This is a genomic window from Flagellimonas sp. S3867, assembly GCF_014698935.1.
Taxonomy (GTDB): Bacteria; Bacteroidota; Bacteroidia; order Flavobacteriales; family Flavobacteriaceae; genus Flagellimonas.
The window spans coordinates 33,214-49,408 of the sequence record NZ_JACVMN010000003.1 but is presented as its reverse complement, the minus strand read 5'-3'; the positions used below and the strand labels follow the sequence as shown (position 1 = coordinate 49,408).

11 protein-coding genes are annotated in these 16,195 nt (G+C 41.0%); 6 read left to right on the top strand and 5 right to left on the bottom strand.

Annotated elements, in window-relative coordinates; all coding sequences use genetic code 11:
* Positions 1-19 precede the first annotated feature (19 nt).
* A complete protein-coding gene (locus IAG46_RS13510) occupies positions 20-907 on the bottom strand; it encodes a LysR family transcriptional regulator (RefSeq protein WP_190810921.1) in 888 nt (295 codons plus the stop codon).
* 77 nt (positions 908-984) lie between these two features.
* Here IAG46_RS13510 and hutH point away from each other — a divergent pair, with 77 nt between their 5' ends.
* From hutH to IAG46_RS13480, 6 genes are all read left to right on the top strand, one after another.
* Positions 985-2,562 (top strand): histidine ammonia-lyase, encoded by a 1,578-nt coding sequence (gene hutH / locus IAG46_RS13505; protein ID WP_190810920.1) that lies wholly within the window; start codon positions 985-987, stop codon positions 2,560-2,562.
* A 3-nt stretch (positions 2,563-2,565) separates the two neighbouring features.
* Positions 2,566-3,801: an imidazolonepropionase gene (hutI, locus tag IAG46_RS13500; protein WP_190810919.1), complete on the top strand. Its 1,236-nt coding sequence runs from the start codon at positions 2,566-2,568 to the stop codon at positions 3,799-3,801.
* Between the two features lies 1 nt (position 3,802).
* A complete protein-coding gene (locus IAG46_RS13495) occupies positions 3,803-5,824 on the top strand; it encodes a urocanate hydratase (RefSeq protein ID WP_190810918.1) in 2,022 nt (673 codons plus the stop codon).
* On the top strand, positions 5,821-6,795 hold the full coding sequence (gene hutG, locus IAG46_RS13490) for a formimidoylglutamase (RefSeq protein ID WP_368668184.1): 975 nt from the start codon (positions 5,821-5,823) through the stop codon (positions 6,793-6,795). The genes IAG46_RS13495 and hutG overlap by 4 nt, the downstream gene beginning before the upstream one ends.
* A gap of 225 nt (positions 6,796-7,020) precedes the next feature.
* Positions 7,021-8,235 carry a DNA polymerase IV gene (dinB, locus tag IAG46_RS13485; RefSeq protein WP_190810917.1) on the top strand — a complete coding sequence of 405 codons (1,215 nt, stop codon included), beginning with the start codon at positions 7,021-7,023 and terminating at the stop codon, positions 8,233-8,235.
* A 101-nt stretch (positions 8,236-8,336) separates the two neighbouring features.
* The gene (locus tag IAG46_RS13480; protein WP_190810916.1) at positions 8,337-11,369 is read left to right on the top strand and encodes a DNA polymerase III subunit alpha; all 3,033 of its coding nucleotides are present in this window, start codon (positions 8,337-8,339) and stop codon (positions 11,367-11,369) included.
* Here IAG46_RS13480 and IAG46_RS13475 read toward each other — a convergent pair.
* The 4 genes from IAG46_RS13475 to IAG46_RS13460 form a co-directional block, all read right to left on the bottom strand.
* Positions 11,353-12,717, bottom strand: coding sequence for an aldehyde dehydrogenase (locus IAG46_RS13475; RefSeq protein ID WP_190810915.1), 1,365 nt, complete (start codon positions 12,715-12,717; stop codon positions 11,353-11,355). The two genes, IAG46_RS13480 and IAG46_RS13475, sit on opposite strands and share 17 nt — an antisense overlap.
* Positions 12,718-12,782: 65 nt before the next feature.
* Entirely contained in the window at positions 12,783-13,961 is a 1,179-nt protein-coding gene (locus tag IAG46_RS13470) for an acyl-CoA dehydrogenase family protein (protein WP_190810914.1), read from the bottom strand.
* 55 nt (positions 13,962-14,016) lie between these two features.
* The gene (locus tag IAG46_RS13465) at positions 14,017-14,730 is read right to left on the bottom strand and encodes a tRNA1(Val) (adenine(37)-N6)-methyltransferase (protein ID WP_190810913.1); all 714 of its coding nucleotides are present in this window, start codon (positions 14,728-14,730) and stop codon (positions 14,017-14,019) included.
* Entirely contained in the window at positions 14,714-16,153 is a 1,440-nt protein-coding gene (locus IAG46_RS13460) for a sulfatase (RefSeq protein WP_190810912.1), read from the bottom strand. The genes IAG46_RS13465 and IAG46_RS13460 overlap by 17 nt, the downstream gene beginning before the upstream one ends.
* Positions 16,154-16,195 lie beyond the last annotated feature (42 nt).

The window sequence follows — 16,195 nt, the reverse complement described above, 5'->3', positions numbered from 1 at the left end:
AGGTAAGTATTGCCTTTTTTTACTCTTCCAAAAGTAAATCAATACAATTTTGTAATGCCGGATTCCGATTGTCCTCCTTCCACACCATGGACAAAGTTGCTCGCTGTTTTATTTTTTTTAGTTCGATAAACTTAACCTCCATCTGAAAGCCATATTGCAAAGCTGTTGGAACAATAGCTATACCCAATTTGTTCTCCACCAATTTGAAAATGGTCTGTGCATGCACCGATCTATGTGAAACATTGGGCGTAAAACCACCATCTTCACAAATGCTCATCACAGTATCAAAATACAGCGGACTGTAATCTTGGGAAAAGAGAATAAAATCATCTTTAGAGACTTGATGGATTCCTTTAAAGTTTTTTTCATCCAACGGATAGTCTTTTGGCAAAACCAAGGAGAAAGTATCCTCAAAAACAGGTTTGATTTTTATACCCTTTGGAACACGTGAAAGACGAACAAAACCAAGATCCAGTTTGTCCCTTAAAATGGCACTTATTTGGGCTTTGTTGGAAAGTTCGTCTAAACTGGTATGCACCAAAGGATATTTCTTTTTCATATCCAACAACAACTTGGGTACTACATTTTGCATAGCCGAACCCAAAAAACCAATTCGGATTTCACCCGAATGTCCATCACCAATAAGTTTTAGTTGCTTTTGGGTCTGTTCCAAATGGTTTAGAATAAATTCTACCTCGCCTTTTAAGTACTCCCCAGCGGGAGTCAAACTCACCTTCTTTTTATCCCGCACAAAAAGTTGTGTCTGTAAAATCTCTTCCATCTGCTTGATCTGTGTGCTCAATCCAGGTTGCGAGATAAACAGTTTTTCAGCTGCTTTTCTATAGTGCAATTCTTCAGCCACGGCCAAAAAATAGACAAAGTGTCGTAATTCTATCTGATAATTCATACTTATTGATTATTACAAAAATAAGTATTGGTAATTATTAATAAAGCAAAGTACCTTTATATATCAAAATAAAGACCATGCAGCTACCCGAAACATTTCATTTTGGCGAAGACCATTTAACCGCAGGTATTGCCATCGGTATTTCAAAAGGCAAGGTAAAAGGTGTTTTATCCGATTTCTGCCTGGAGAAAATCAAGATAAGTCAAGGCCGGGTTCAGAATATTGTGGACAAAGGTGAAACCGTCTACGGCATCAATACCGGATTTGGTCCCTTGTGCAATACCAAAATTTCCAAGGAGGATACAAAAATTCTGCAATCCAACATATTACAGAGCCACAGTGTTGGAGTGGGTAAGCCCATTTCAGAAAGGTTGTCCAAGTTGATGCTCATTTTAAAAATCCATGCCTTGGCCAAAGGGTATTCGGGTATAGCAGAAACCACCATTCAGCGAATGCTCTGGCATATGGAGCAGGATGCCATTCCGGTCGTTCCCTCTCAAGGTTCGGTTGGAGCTTCAGGTGATTTAGCTCCCCTCTCCCATTTGTTTTTGCCACTTATTGGTTTAGGAAAGGTAAATTATCAGGGCAAAACCATTTCTACAGAGCAATTGTTCAAAAAAACCAGTCTCAAACCATTGGAACTTGGACCCAAAGAAGGCTTGGCTTTAATCAATGGCACACAGTTTATTGCTGCACATGCAGTTTTGGTGGTTCAAAAACTACAACATTGTTTACGACAAGCTGATATCGTTGGTGCTATGATGTTGGAAGGACTCCAAGGTTCCATAAAACCATTTTTTGAAGAATTGCATGCACTTCGCCCCTTTAAAGGGAATCAACACGTTGCAGGAAGAATTCGAACTTTGGTTCAGGGTTCTGAAATTTTAGAAGATCATATTGATTGCGAACGGGTACAAGATCCTTATTCGCTTCGTTGCATGCCTCAGGTACACGGAGCCTCCAGAAATGCATGGCTTCATTTAAAAGAATTGCTGGAAGTGGAACTGAATTCCGTAACGGACAATCCTGTCATTATCAATGATGACCTTACCATAAGTGGTGGTAATTTTCACGGACAGCCATTGGCCATGGCGTTGGACTATGCGGCCTTAGCCGCATCAGAACTGGGCAACATTTCAGACCGAAGAATCTATTTGGCCCTTGAAGGCAATAGTCCAGGGGTTCCCAAATTACTGATGGAAGATACCGGAATCAACTCTGGTTATATGATCTTACAATATACTACGGCAGCATTGGCCAGTGAAAACAAAAGCTTGTGTTTCCCAGCAAGTGCAGACAGTATTCCAACTTCCTTGGGACAGGAAGATCATGTGAGTATGGGGTCGATAAGTGGAAGAAAAGCACTTCAGATCATTGAAAATGTCGAAAAAATATTAGCTATTGAATTGCTTACGGCTTCCCAGGCCTTCGAATTTAGAAAACCATTAAAATCCGGTGTAGTGTTGGATGAAATCCATAAATTCATTCGAACCAAAGTACCTTTTGCTGAAAGCGACCGGGTTTTTGCCGATGATATTGAAAAAGGAATCGATATGATTCAGCAGGGAGAAATCATTGGTCTGGTTGAAAAAACCATGAAGGACAAAAACCTTCAATGGAATGCGCCTCATCTTGAAGAATTTGAAACATATTAAACCATGAGCAAACCCATATTAATAGGTCCATTTACCCAATTATTGCCGATGTCTGGCCTCCCTTTAAAAGGCGCGCTTACAGATCAGCAATTGCCCATCATTGAAAATGGTGGAATCTTGGTTTTCGAAGGAAGAATTGAACAAGTTGGCATTTTTGAGGATTTAAAATCAGATGCTGTTGACATTTATTATGTGGAAGGAGAGCAAGTCTGCCTTCCAGGATTTGTAGATGCTCACACCCATATTTGCTTTGGTGGCACTCGCGCCAGGGATTATGCAATGCGAAATGCCGGAATTTCCTATTTGGAGATTGCAAAAGCAGGTGGCGGAATATGGGATACAGTAACCCAGACCCGGAAAGCCTCGCAAGAAGAACTTGTTGAAGGCATTTTACAACGAAGTAAAAAACATTTACAAAATGGCATTACCACCATAGAGGTGAAAAGTGGCTATGGATTATCCGTTGAACAAGAATTAAAAATGCTCAGGGCCATTAAACAAGCCAACGAAAAAACAGAAGTTGACCTAATCGCCACATGTTTGGCCGCCCATATCAAACCCAAAGATTGGAATGGTGACAACACCTATTTAGAGGAAATGGCTTCAACTTTGTTTCCTATTATCAAGTCAGAAAATCTAGCAAACCGCATCGATGCCTTTGTTGAAGAAAGTGCTTTTTCCACTACAGAAATTGCACCGTACTTTCAAAAAGCAAAGGAAATGAGCTTTGATATTACCGTACATGCGGATCAATTTACTCCCGGAGGCAGCAAAGTAGCAGTACAATTTGATGCCGTGAGTGCCGACCATTTGGAAGCCAGCACAGAAAAGGAAATTCAACTTTTGGCGAAAAGCAATGTGATCTCAATGGCTTTACCAGGAGCTTCTATCGGATTGGGATGTGATTACACACCTGCCCGTAAAATTTTGGATGCTGGCGGCGCATTGGCTATTGCCAGTGACCATAATCCAGGTTCAGCCCCGATGGGTGATTTACTCATACAAGCGAGTATTTTGGGAACTTTTGAAAAACTATCAAATGCAGAGGTATTGTCAGGAATCACTTTTAGGGCAAGTGCTGCTTTAAAACAGACAGATAGAGGAGTTTTGCAAACTGGAGCCCAAGCCGATTTTGTGACTTTCCCAACCAAAAACTATCAAGAAATTACCTATCACCAAGGACAGCTGAAGCCAAATGCCGTTTGGAAAAATGGAAGACAAGTCTTTAAAAAAGATTGATATGACCACAACGTTAACAGCATTTCAGGAAAATATATTACAAGGCATTCCTTCGGAATTGCCTCTCGCCAAACCATATCCAGAAGGTGGGAATCCAGCTCCCAAACGCAAAGACATCTTATCCAAAGAAGAGAAAAAACTTGCCGTTCAAAATGCGCTGCGCTATTTTCCAAAAGCATGGCACCAAGAATTGGCATCAGAATTTGCAGCGGAACTCAAAGCATACGGTAGAATCTATATGCATCGCTTTAAGCCGAATTATACCATGTATGCCCGTCCAATTTCTGAATATCCGGCCAAGACCGAGCAAGCCGCAGCTATCATGTTAATGATTCAGAACAATCTTGATCCAGCAGTGGCACAACATCCCGAAGAATTGATTACATATGGTGGTAACGGTGCTGTCTTTCAAAATTGGGCACAGTACCTGTTGACCATGAAATATTTGGCTGAAATGACCGAAGAGCAGACCTTGCATATGTATTCTGGACATCCTATGGGTTTGTTTCCTTCTTCAAAAGAAGCACCAAGAGTTGTTGTAACCAATGGCATGATGATTCCCAACTACTCCCAACCCGATGATTGGGAAAAATTCAACGCGCTTGGCGTTACTCAATATGGTCAGATGACAGCTGGCTCTTTTATGTACATCGGCCCTCAAGGCATCGTACATGGAACGGCAATTACTGTAATGAATGCTTTCAGAAAAGTATTGGATAAAGGCGATTCCCCTAAAGGGAAAATATTTTTAACTGCTGGTTTGGGCGGAATGAGCGGTGCCCAGCCCAAAGCAGGAAACATAGCGGAATGTGTCACTGTTTGTGCAGAAGTAAATCCCGAAGCAGCTAAAAAAAGACATCAACAAGGTTGGGTAGATGAATTATTGACGGATATCTCCGAACTTGTTCAAAGAACAAAAACTGCTATCGCAGAAAATGAAGTGGTTTCCTTGGCCTATATCGGAAACATCGTTGAAGTCTGGGAACGCTTCTTTGAAGAAGGCGTTTTTGTGCATTTAGGTTCTGATCAAACTTCATTGCACAATCCTTGGGCTGGTGGATATTACCCTGTTGGACTATCTTTTGAAGAAGGCAATGTTATGATGGCCGAGAATCCGACCGAGTTCAAGAAAAAAGTACAGGAATCACTGCGAAGACAAATTACAGCTATCAACAAACACACAGAAAAGGGCACTTATTTCTTTGATTATGGAAATGCTTTCTTACTCGAAGTTTCTCGAGCCGGAGGTGAGGTCATGGCTACAAATGGCATCGATTTTAAATATCCTTCCTATGTACAGGATATTTTGGGGCCCATGTGTTTTGATTATGGTTTTGGCCCATTTAGATGGGTATGTACTTCAGGAAATCCAAAGGACCTGCAAAAAACCGATGCCATCGCTTTGGAAATCATGAAGCAAATAAAAGCTGAAGCTCCTGAAGAAATTCAACAACAAATGCAGGACAACATTAAATGGATTGAAGAGGCTGAGCAGAATAAGTTGGTCGTAGGCTCCCAAGCTCGTATTTTATATGCCGATGCTGAAGGGCGGGCCAAAATTGCGGATGCTTTCAATATCGCTATTTCCAAAGGAGATATTTCCGCTCCTGTGGTCTTGGGTCGTGATCACCACGATGTAAGCGGTACCGATTCTCCCTTTAGGGAGACCAGTAACATTTACGATGGCAGCAAATTCACAGCGGATATGGCCATCCATAATGTGATTGGCGATAGCTTCCGAGGTGCTACCTGGGTTTCCATACATAATGGAGGTGGTGTTGGCTGGGGTGAGGTCATGAATGGCGGATTTGGTATGGTACTCGACGGCACGGAAGAAGCTTCAATCCGATTAAAAAACATGCTGTTTTATGATGTGAACAATGGTATTTCCCGAAGAAGTTGGGCACGAAATAAAGAAGCTTTGTTTGCTATTAAAAGAGAAATGGATCGAACTCCAAATCTTAAAGTAACTTTACCAAATCTAGTGGAAACCGATATTTTGGACCATCTTTTTGATTCATGATGAAACATTACAGCAAACCCAAAAAGGATATTTGGCAGGGAAGGGTCAGTAACAAGAGCCTTTATCTTCATGAAAAAGTGAAGTGCACTCCCTTGGAAGAAATTCCAGAACCGCCAAAAAAATCCATTGCCTTGTTAGGGTATGCTTGTGATGAAGGTGTAAAACGAAACCAAGGAAGAATTGGCGCTGTAAATGGGCCCGAAATCATTAAAACCAGTTTTGGAAAATTACCCAATCATTTACCCAGTACGGTGCAACTATACGATGCGGGGTCCATAACCTGCAAAAATACAGCTATGGAAGCAGCTCAAAACGCACTTTCAAAAGCGGTTGCTTCTCTTCTTGAAAGTAAGCAGTTCCCCATTGTTTTGGGGGGAGGGCATGATGTCGCCTACGGACATTATCACGGTATCAAAAATTATCTCGATTCAAAAAAAGAAGGGCAAACGATTGGAATCATCAATTTTGATGCACATTTTGACCTTCGAAAGAATGTTGACAACAACAATTCGGGGACACCATTTTATCAAATAGCGATGGAATCCCAAAAAGAGGATAGCAATTTTAATTACCTCTGCTTGGGCATCCGAAAAGATGCCAATGACCGATCACTTTTTCAAACCGCAAAAGATTTAAATGTCAATTTTATTCTATCTGATACCTTTCAAATCCAGTTTTTAGATGAAATCAATACCTGGATCAATGCTTTTATTAAAACGGTTGATAACGTTTATGTGACCATTGATTTAGATGGGTTTTCTTCTGCCTATGCACCGGGAGTCAGCGCCCCTTCACCCATGGGATTCACACCTCAGATTGTTTTGGAATGTCTTAAGACCATTATTGGTTCGGGGAAACTCATTAGCATGGATCTTGCCGAAATGAACCCCAAATATGACATTGATGGGCAAACGGCAAAACTGGCCGCTTCATTGATGCACTTTGTTATACACACCCTGTACAAGGCCTAGTCCAAACAAAAAAAGCCTTCCATATGGAAAGCCTTTCATTGGTGAACATCGTTTTTGATGTTTCAACCTGATTCCAATCATATAGATTGAAATCCAACACAACACGGCAAAGATATAAATGATTTTCCGATAAAAGCTGGATTCTCATCATTGTATTTCTTTTATTGGATATTTTCCATTTTTTAGGAATTATTCCATAAATTAGCCATCTCTCTCAACTAAACAATGGAAAAGACCATTCTACATCTAGATTTGGACACTTTTTATGTGTCCGTGGAACGCATTATCAATACTGAGCTTAAACACAAGCCCTTATTGGTGGGCGGCACCAGTGATCGTGGTGTAGTAGCTGCATGCAGCTATGAGACCCGTGGGTTTGGAGTGCATTCGGGCATGCCCATGAAAATGGCCAAAGAACTTTGTCCCGAAGCGGTGGTCATTCGTGGTAATGCTGGTACATATAGCAAATATTCAGATGTGGTTACGGAAATCATTAAGGAACATGTGCCCCTTTTTGAAAAATCGAGTATTGATGAATTCTACGCAGACCTTTCAGGAATGGACCGATTTTTCGGTTCCTATAAATACGCCTCGGAGATGCGTCAAAAAATCATAACGGAAACAGGGCTTCCTATTTCCTTTGGCCTATCAGTAAATAAGGTCGTTTCTAAAGTGGCCACCAATGAGGCGAAGCCCAACAATCAGCTCAAAATAGATTTTGGTCATGAAAAACCTTTTTTGGCCCCTCTATCCATCAAAAAGATTCCAATGGTTGGTGACAAGACCTATCAAACACTTCGAAATTTGGGTATTCGAAAGGTACGGATGGTACAAGAAATGCCCATGGATATTATGCAGCGGGTATTGGGTGCAAATGGAAGGGTAATTTGGAAGCGGGCCAACGGAATGGACAATACTCCCGTGATTCCTTTTTGTGACCGAAAATCGATTTCCACCGAGCGTACTTTTGATCGTGACACCATTGATATGGTCAAACTAAAGGGCATTCTAATCGCCATGACCGAAAATTTAGCCTATCAGCTACGCAGAGGAGATAAACTGACCGCTTGTATTGCTGTAAAAATCCGGTATTCGGATTTCAATACGTATTCCAAGCAATTGCGCATTCCCTATACCAGTGCAGACCATATTCTCATACCCAAAATATTGGAACTTTTTAAGGTTCTGTACAACAAGCGCATGTTGGTGCGGTTGATAGGAATTCGGTTTAGTCATTTGGTCTCAGGAAACTATCAGATCAATCTTTTTGAGGATACCGAAGAGACTTTAAATCTCTACCATGCCATGGATCATGTCCGAAACAGGTTTGGCAGTCGAAGTGTAGTAAGAGCTTCCGCCATGGGTGCTAAGACCATTGGCAGCATGCACAATCCTTTTAATGGACAACCACCTGTGGTTTTGGCACACCGGAAACAGTGAACAATTTACAATGGGCAATGACCAATAGATAATTAACAATAGACACCGATAACTGATAACTGATAACTGATAACTGATAACTGATAACTGATAACTGATAATTGTATCTAAACTGTCACACATATTACAGCCTGCGCTACGGAACATTTTCCGAGCTGGAACTATTGGAACTTGCCCAACAAAACCAAGTGACCCAACTGGTGCTCACCGACATCAACAACACCTCTGCCTGTCTCAATTTTGTACGGAAAGCTTCAGAATATGGGGTTCGACCTATTTTGGGAATCGATTTTAGAAATGGAGTGCTACCCTGTTTTTTGGGAATTGCGAAGAACAACGAAGGTTATTTGGAACTCAACAACTTTCTGTCTCATCACCTTCACCAAGATTTGGAAATTCCTGAACGAGCACCCATATTCAAAAATGCATTTGTGATCTACCCTTTTGAACAGGTCTTACTCAACGATTTGCAGGATTTCTCAGATCATGAATTTGTTGGGGTTTCCATACAAGATTTAAGACGATTGCCTTTTTCCCGATTGGTAAAGCTCAAGCATAAATTAGTGGTTCAGCAACCGGTCACTTTTCGCAACAAGAATGATTTTAATGCCCATCGATTACTCCGCGCCATTGACAACAATCTACTGTTGAGCAAACTTCCGAAGGAAGAAGAGGCCAACGAAAATGAAAAGATGTTCCCTATCCAAAACCTGGCAACTGCATTTTCAGAATTTAGTTTCATTTTGGAGAATACTGAAAAACTCCTCAATCGCTGTAGCATCCATTTCGATTTTTCAAAAGGTCGGAAACCCCAAAATCTCAATAGTTATTTGGGAAGTGTGGAAGAAGATGAAAAATTGATTGAAAAATTATGCCGTGAAGGACTGCCTTATCGCTATGAAAAAGTAAATAAATCCATCCAAAACCGATTGCACAAGGAACTGAAGCTCATCAAAAAAATGGGGTTTGTTTCCTATTTTCTCATCAACTGGGATATTGTATCCGAAGCACGCCGAAGAGGATTTTATTATGTGGGACGCGGTAGTGGTGCCAACAGCATTGTGGCCTATCTACTTCGTATCACCGATGTGGACCCTATGGAATTGGATCTCTATTTTGAGCGTTTTATCAATCTTTATCGGGCAAATCCACCTGATTTTGATATTGATTTTTCTTGGCGGGACAGACCAGCCATGACCGAATATATTTTTAAGCGTTTTGACCACGTAGCACTCTTAGGAACCTACGTCACTTTTAAAGAACGGGGTGTAATCCGGGAATTGGGTAAAGTTTTTGGACTTCCGGCACAGGAAATTGACTTTTTATCCACAGGAAGGTATAATCCATCTCAATTGGATAGCATGTCTAAGCTCGTTCTCAAATATGGGAGACTTTTAAAGGACAAACCCAATTATCTGAGCATACATGCAGGTGGTATATTGATCAGCGAAAAGCCTTTACATTGGTTTTCGGCGACCCATCTCCCTCCCAAGGGGTTTCCCACTACACAATATGATATGGTCATTGCCGAAGATGTAGGTCTTTACAAATTTGATATTCTGGGTCAGCGGGGATTGGGCAAGATCAAAGAAGCTTTGGAAATCGTTGCCTACAATCAGCCAGAAAAACATTCAGAAATCGACATCCATGACATTAAAGGTTTTAAAACGGATATCACCATAAACAACCTGATCAAAACCGCCCAATGCATGGGGTGTTTTTATGTGGAGTCGCCCGCCATGCGGATGCTGCTTAAAAAACTGGAAGTGGATAATTATCTGGGATTGGTCGCCGCTAGTTCAATTATTCGGCCTGGAGTGGCCAAAAGTGGGATGATGCGAGAGTATATTTTACGTCATCGCAATCAGGGAAGAGCGGAGGAAAAAGCACACCCGGTGATGCTTGATATTATGCCGGACACCTATGGTGTAATGGTCTATCAAGAAGATGTGATTAAAGTAGCACACCATTTTGCAGGTTTGGATTTGGGTGAGGCTGATGTGCTCCGTAGAGGAATGAGCGGAAAGTTCCGTTCTCGGGAAGAGTTTCAAAAAGTGAAGGACAAATTCATCTCCAACTGCAGAAAAAAAGGCTATTCGGATACCCTCATTTTTGAAATATGGAATCAAGTGGCCAGTTTTGCAGGCTATGCCTTCGCGAAAGGACACTCCGCTTCCTATGCCGTGGAAAGCTATCAAAGTCTTTTTTTACGAGCGTATTTTCCATTGGAATATATGGTGGCCGTTCTCAATAATGGAGGAGGTTTTTATCGTTCCGAATTCTACATTCACGATGCTCGAATGATTGGCGCCATTATTCACCCTCCCTGCGTCAACAACAGTAATATAGACAATCGAATTTGTGGCACACATATTTATTTAGGGTTGATGTACCTACGCGATTTGGAAAATAGGGTCATGGAACGCATCATCAAAGAACGGACCCTCAATGGAAGCTTTGCTTCTTTGGAAGATTTTTTGGATCGAACTATCATTTCTGTAGAACAACTCTCCATTCTCATCCGGATTGATGCCTTCCGCTTTACCGAAATCAACAAACACGAATTACTGTGGAAAGCACATTTAATGCTCTCTAAAAATGACCGTTTGGAACACCCTAAACTCTTTCCGCCACGGCATCAAAAATTCCAGATTCCCAAATTACACACTACTAATTTAGAAACTGCTTTTGATCAATTGGAGCTTTTGGGGTTTTGTCTTTGCAGTCCATTTCAGTTATTGACTGAGTCGCCGAAGAACTCCAATGGACAACGAGATTTACATCATTATTTAAATAAGTATATTGATATTTACGGCTATCTAATCACCGTAAAAAACACCAATACCCATAGTGGTAAACGCATGCACTTTGCTACGATGGTAGATCAACATGGTGAGGTGTTTGACACTGTACTTTTTCCTCCAGTTGCCGCCAAATATCATTTTAGAGGCAAGGGCATTTACCGTTTTTATGGAAAGGTGGTGGAAGAGTTTGGCTTTTTGAGTATTGAGGTGATTAAAATGCAAAAACAGGATTATGTTCCAGATCCTCGCTATGCAGATATGAAAACAAGCAAAAAAGTATTCGATAGCAAAATTTCCAATGCGCTAGAAGAACCTAAAACAAATGCTTGACCCACTTGGCAATTTTTTCCGGTAATTTATAAGGGGCATAGCGTAAAGGGGGGTCTATCCAGCGCCCTCTTTTCACAATCGCTTTCTTATGGGAAAACACATCAAAAGAAGTTTTGCCATGATAGGCACCAACACCACTATGCCCAACTCCTCCAAAAGGCAGATTTTTGTTGGCAATATGGATTACCGTATCGTTAATCACTCCTCCCCCAAAACCATGCTGGGCAATAAACTTTTTTTGAGAATCTCTTTTGTTTGAAAAAATATAGGCCGCCAATGGTTTCTCATACCTCTTGACGATTGCATCAATATCGGGTTCTTTTTCGTAGGAAAAAATAGGTAGAATGGGTCCAAAAATCTCTCCTTGCATCAATGGATTGTTCAAATCAGGCTCATCAACCAAAGTAAGGCCAATAAAATTGTCCTCATCTACAGTTTCCCCACCATACAATATTCGTTGATCATCCAAAAGTGATTTCAAACGATTGTAATGTCGTTCATTAATAATTCGTGCCAAATCTGCGGATTGAGACTGCTTTTCACCATATGCCTCAACAATCTTATCCTTGAGTTTTTGAACTAATTTATCTTTGACTGTATGATGCACCAAAAGATAATCTGGCGCAAGACAGGTTTGGCCCAAGTTCAGGGCCTTGCCCCAAATAATACGCTTGGCTGCGAGAGAGATATTGGCAGTCTCATCAACAATACAAGGGTTTTTTCCACCCAGCTCCAACGTAACAGGAGTCAAGTGTTTAGCCGCACTTTCATATATGATTTTACCGATCCGTGGACTCCCTGTAAAAAAAATGTGATCCCACCGTTTCGACAATAATTCTTGAGACGTCTCTACTCCACCTTGTACAACAGCAACGTGTTCAGCAACGAATACTTTACCAATAATTTTTTCAACAATTGCAGCAGTATTCGGTGTAAGCTCTGAGGGTTTCGCCACCACAGTATTACCTGCAGCAATCGCGCCTACCATGGGGGTCAAAGTTAATTGAAAAGGGTAATTCCAAGGAGCAATGATCAAAACCTGCCCTAAAGGCTCCCTATAAATGTAATTTCTTGATGGAAAATTGGCCAAATTGCCAGAAACTCTTTCAGATTGAGCCCAAAACTCCAAGTTTTTGAGCATCGTATTTATTTCTGCCAATACAAATTGAGTCTCAGCTACAAATGTCTCAAACCTTGGTTTTTTAAAATCGGCATAGATGGCATCAGCAATGGCATCTTCCTGTTCGATTATTGCATTTCGTAATCGCTTTAGAGCATCTCTCCTAAAGGAGAGGTTTCTAGTTTTTTGGGTCGAAAAAAAAGCCTGTTGTTGTTTATGTAGTTCCATAGCTAACCATTATTTGGCATTTCTGTCAAATTAGATGTTTACATTTTCGCCCTAAAGTATACTTCTTATTTAAAAGCTGGGTGTCCTGTAATGTCAGCTCCGGTAATCAATAAATGGATGTCATGGGTTCCTTCATAAGTAATCACACTTTCCAAGTTCATCATATGACGCATAATGCTATACTCACCCGTGATTCCCATGCCGCCTAAAACCTGTCTGGCTTCACGAGCAATTTTGATAGCCATATCCACATTGTTCCGTTTGGCCATTGAAATTTGAGCCGTAGTTGCAAGCCCCTCATTTTTAAGTTGACCTAATCTAAACGCCAATAATTGTGCTTTTGTAATCTCGGTAATCATTTCGGCCAACTTCTTTTGCTGTAATTGGGTAGCTGCAATGGGTTTACCAAATTGGATACGTTCTTTGGCATAGCGAAGTGCTGTATCATAACAATCCATAGCAGCTCCAATGGCTCCCCAAGCAATTCCATATCTGGCAGAATCCAAGCATCCCAATGGCGCACCTAAACCAGTTTTGCCTGGCAAAAGATTTTCCTTGGGCACTTTTACATTGTCAAAAATCAATTCTCCGGTAGCAGAAGCACGCAAAGACCATTTGTTATGGGTTTCAGGCGTTGAAAAGCCTTCCATACCACGTTCTACGATCAATCCGTGGATTCTTCCTTCTTCATTCTTGGCCCATACCACCGCTACATCTGCAAATGGTGAATTTGAAATCCAAAGTTTGGCGCCATTCAACAAAAAATGGTCACCCATATCTTTGTATTTGGTCTCCATTCCACTAGGATTTGAACCATGATTGGGTTCTGTAAGTCCAAAACAGCCCATCCATTCCCCTGTAGCCAATTTTGGCAAATATTTTTTACGTTGTTCTTCTGTTCCATAAGCAAAAATGGGGTACATCACTAAAGAAGATTGTACAGAAGCAGTTGAACGAACTCCGCTGTCCCCTCTTTCAATTTCTTGCATGATCAAACCATAACTGATCTGATCCAATCCGGCACCACCATATTCCTCGGGAATGTACGGGCCAAAGGCCCCAATTTCAGCCAAACCTCCAATAATTTCCTTTGGAAACTCAGCTTTCTGCGCATATTCCTCAATAATAGGAGAGACATCGCGCTTTACCCACTGACGAGCAGCATCACGTACCAACTTATGTTCTTCGGAGAGTAAATCATCTAGATTGTAGTAATCGGGGGCTTCAAATAAATCAGGTTTCATGCAAAAAAATTTGGCTAAAGGTAAGAATGAAAAACAACAGAACAAGTTGTTTTAGTTACATTTTTAAATAGAACTCTTTAGTTAAGTCAACATATTCTTTTGTGTATTGGTGACGCTCCAATTCAATGATCAATTCATTCTCAACGATTGTTTCCTTAGTGAAACCAAACTCCAAAAGGCTTCTTTTTAATTCCGAATTTGAATTTCCTTTGACCCTAGTTATTCTTCTGGTGAAAAGCCCGAAATTTTCTGCCAAAGCAACAAAATTCCATTCTTTTTTATATGGAATAATCACTGAAAAAACACCTTTCGGAGAAAGTAATTTGGATACTCCTTCTAAAAGTTCATCAAACGGAAGAGCATCATTTTGACGTGCAATATCCCGTGCTGCATCTCCGCTGGAAACCTCTTCAGAATAAAAAGGGGGGTTCGATATGATCAAATCGTATGTATCTTCAATCTCATCTACGAATTCATCCAAACCAGCATGGTAACAAAATAATCTGTCGGCCCAAGGGGAAGCTTCAAAATTCTCCACACATTGCTCATAAGCATCTTCATCCAATTCAATCGCATCAATAAGCTCTGCATCACATCGTTGCGCCATTTGTAAAGCAATCAAGCCGGTACCTGAACCTATATCCAAAATGGAATTGGGTTTTCCGTTGATTAATGTCCAAGCACCCAATAAAACTCCGTCTGTACCCACTTTCATGGCACAACGGTCTTGGTGAATGGTAAATTGTTTGAATTTAAAGGGCTTGTTCATTCAATCTCCCTGGTTCCCTAGTTTCTGTTCCCTCCAGTTCAAGTAATGAATCCCCAAGTCTAGTTCGCATCGTATTGGCCAACAGTTTGATTTTTTCCACCACTTCGGGATGTTCAGAAGCTACATTTTTGGTCTCACTGATATCGTTTTCCACATCATACAGTTCAATCTCTTCCATATCAATCATCCGATATTCTCCGGGTTGACCATCATTTCCCGGTTCTTGTCCATCCATGGTGCGGTAACGATGAGGGAAGTATAGTTTCCATTTGCCATATCGTACCCCAAACATTTCGTTTACGCGATAGTAAAAGAAATAGGCTTCTTGCACAGCTTCTTTGCTTTCTCCGGTTATTACTTTCCAAGCACTTTTGCCATCAATGATTTTCTCGGGTAGTTTTGAATCTGTAAGCTCTGCGATAGTTGGTAAAATATCGATGGCCATAACGGGCACACTGATTTCTTGACCCGCTTTAAGTTTGTTGGGATATTTCATGATGAAAGGCTCACGTTGACCGCCTTCCCATCCTGTACCCTTTCCTTCACGAAGTGGCAAAGCACTTCCGGCATGGTTACCATAGGACAACCAAGGTCCATTATCCGAAGTAAAAATAACAATGGTGTTTTCTTCAAGGCCATTATCCTTAAGAGCTTCCATGATTTGGCCTACTGACCAATCAATTTCCATGATTACATCCCCATATAGCCCTCTTTCTGATTTCCCTTTGAATTTGTCCGAAACAAACAAAGGAACATGGGGTTGCGGGTGTGGAACGTACAAAAAGAAGGGATTATCCTTGTTCCTTTTGATAAAATCTACACTTCTTTCCGTAATCTGGGTGGTTAATTGTGACTGTTCCGTTACTATATCTATTACCGTTTCATTTTCGTAAAGCGGCAAGTCTGGAAAATTGAAGATTGGACCCTGTTGGGGATGAAATGGCCACATATCGTTGGAATATGGGATGCCAAACCACTCATCAAATCCATGCCTGGTGGGCAAAAATTGTTCATGATGCCCCAAATGCCATTTTCCATAAATTGCTGTTGCATAACCTTTGTTTTTGAGCATTTCAGCCAAGGTAGTTTCCGAGGAATTGATTCCATGGGTATTGTCTGGTCCCAAAGCATTATGGATTCCAATGCGATTGGGGTAGCAACCGGTTAATATTCCTGCTCTAGATGCAGAACAAACTGCTTGGGCAGAATAATAACTTGTCAGTTTCACCCCTTCGGAAGCCATTTCATCCAGATGGGGAGTTTTAATATTTGGAGAACCAAAAACCCCTACATCTTGATACCCTTGGTCATCTGTAAAAATGAGAACAACGTTTGGGGGCGCATTGGGTTTTTCCTTTTTGACGGTTTTCTCTTTACAGGAAAGGAAACAAAAAACGATAGCAATAAAACAATAGCGAATCATGGTTGGAAATAAAAGTTGGACATAAATATAGCCTTAATACGG

Bases quoted from the DNA above. Each gene is read 5' to 3' on its own strand.
- dinB (WP_190810917.1), top strand. From the start codon at position 7,021: ATGGAAAAGACCATTCTACATCTAGATTTGGACACTTTTTATGTGTCC.
- IAG46_RS13510 (WP_190810921.1), bottom strand. From the start codon at position 907: ATGAATTATCAGATAGAATTACGACACTTTGTCTATTTTTTGGCCGTG.
- IAG46_RS13465 (WP_190810913.1), bottom strand. From the start codon at position 14,730: ATGAACAAGCCCTTTAAATTCAAACAATTTACCATTCACCAAGACCGT.
- IAG46_RS13470 (WP_190810914.1), bottom strand. From the start codon at position 13,961: ATGAAACCTGATTTATTTGAAGCCCCCGATTACTACAATCTAGATGAT.
- hutG (WP_368668184.1), top strand. From the start codon at position 5,821: ATGATGAAACATTACAGCAAACCCAAAAAGGATATTTGGCAGGGAAGG.
- hutI (WP_190810919.1), top strand. From the start codon at position 2,566: ATGAGCAAACCCATATTAATAGGTCCATTTACCCAATTATTGCCGATG.
- IAG46_RS13495 (WP_190810918.1), top strand. From the start codon at position 3,803: ATGACCACAACGTTAACAGCATTTCAGGAAAATATATTACAAGGCATT.
- IAG46_RS13460 (WP_190810912.1), bottom strand. From the start codon at position 16,153: ATGATTCGCTATTGTTTTATTGCTATCGTTTTTTGTTTCCTTTCCTGT.
- hutH (WP_190810920.1), top strand. From the start codon at position 985: ATGCAGCTACCCGAAACATTTCATTTTGGCGAAGACCATTTAACCGCA.
- IAG46_RS13475 (WP_190810915.1), bottom strand. From the start codon at position 12,717: ATGGAACTACATAAACAACAACAGGCTTTTTTTTCGACCCAAAAAACT.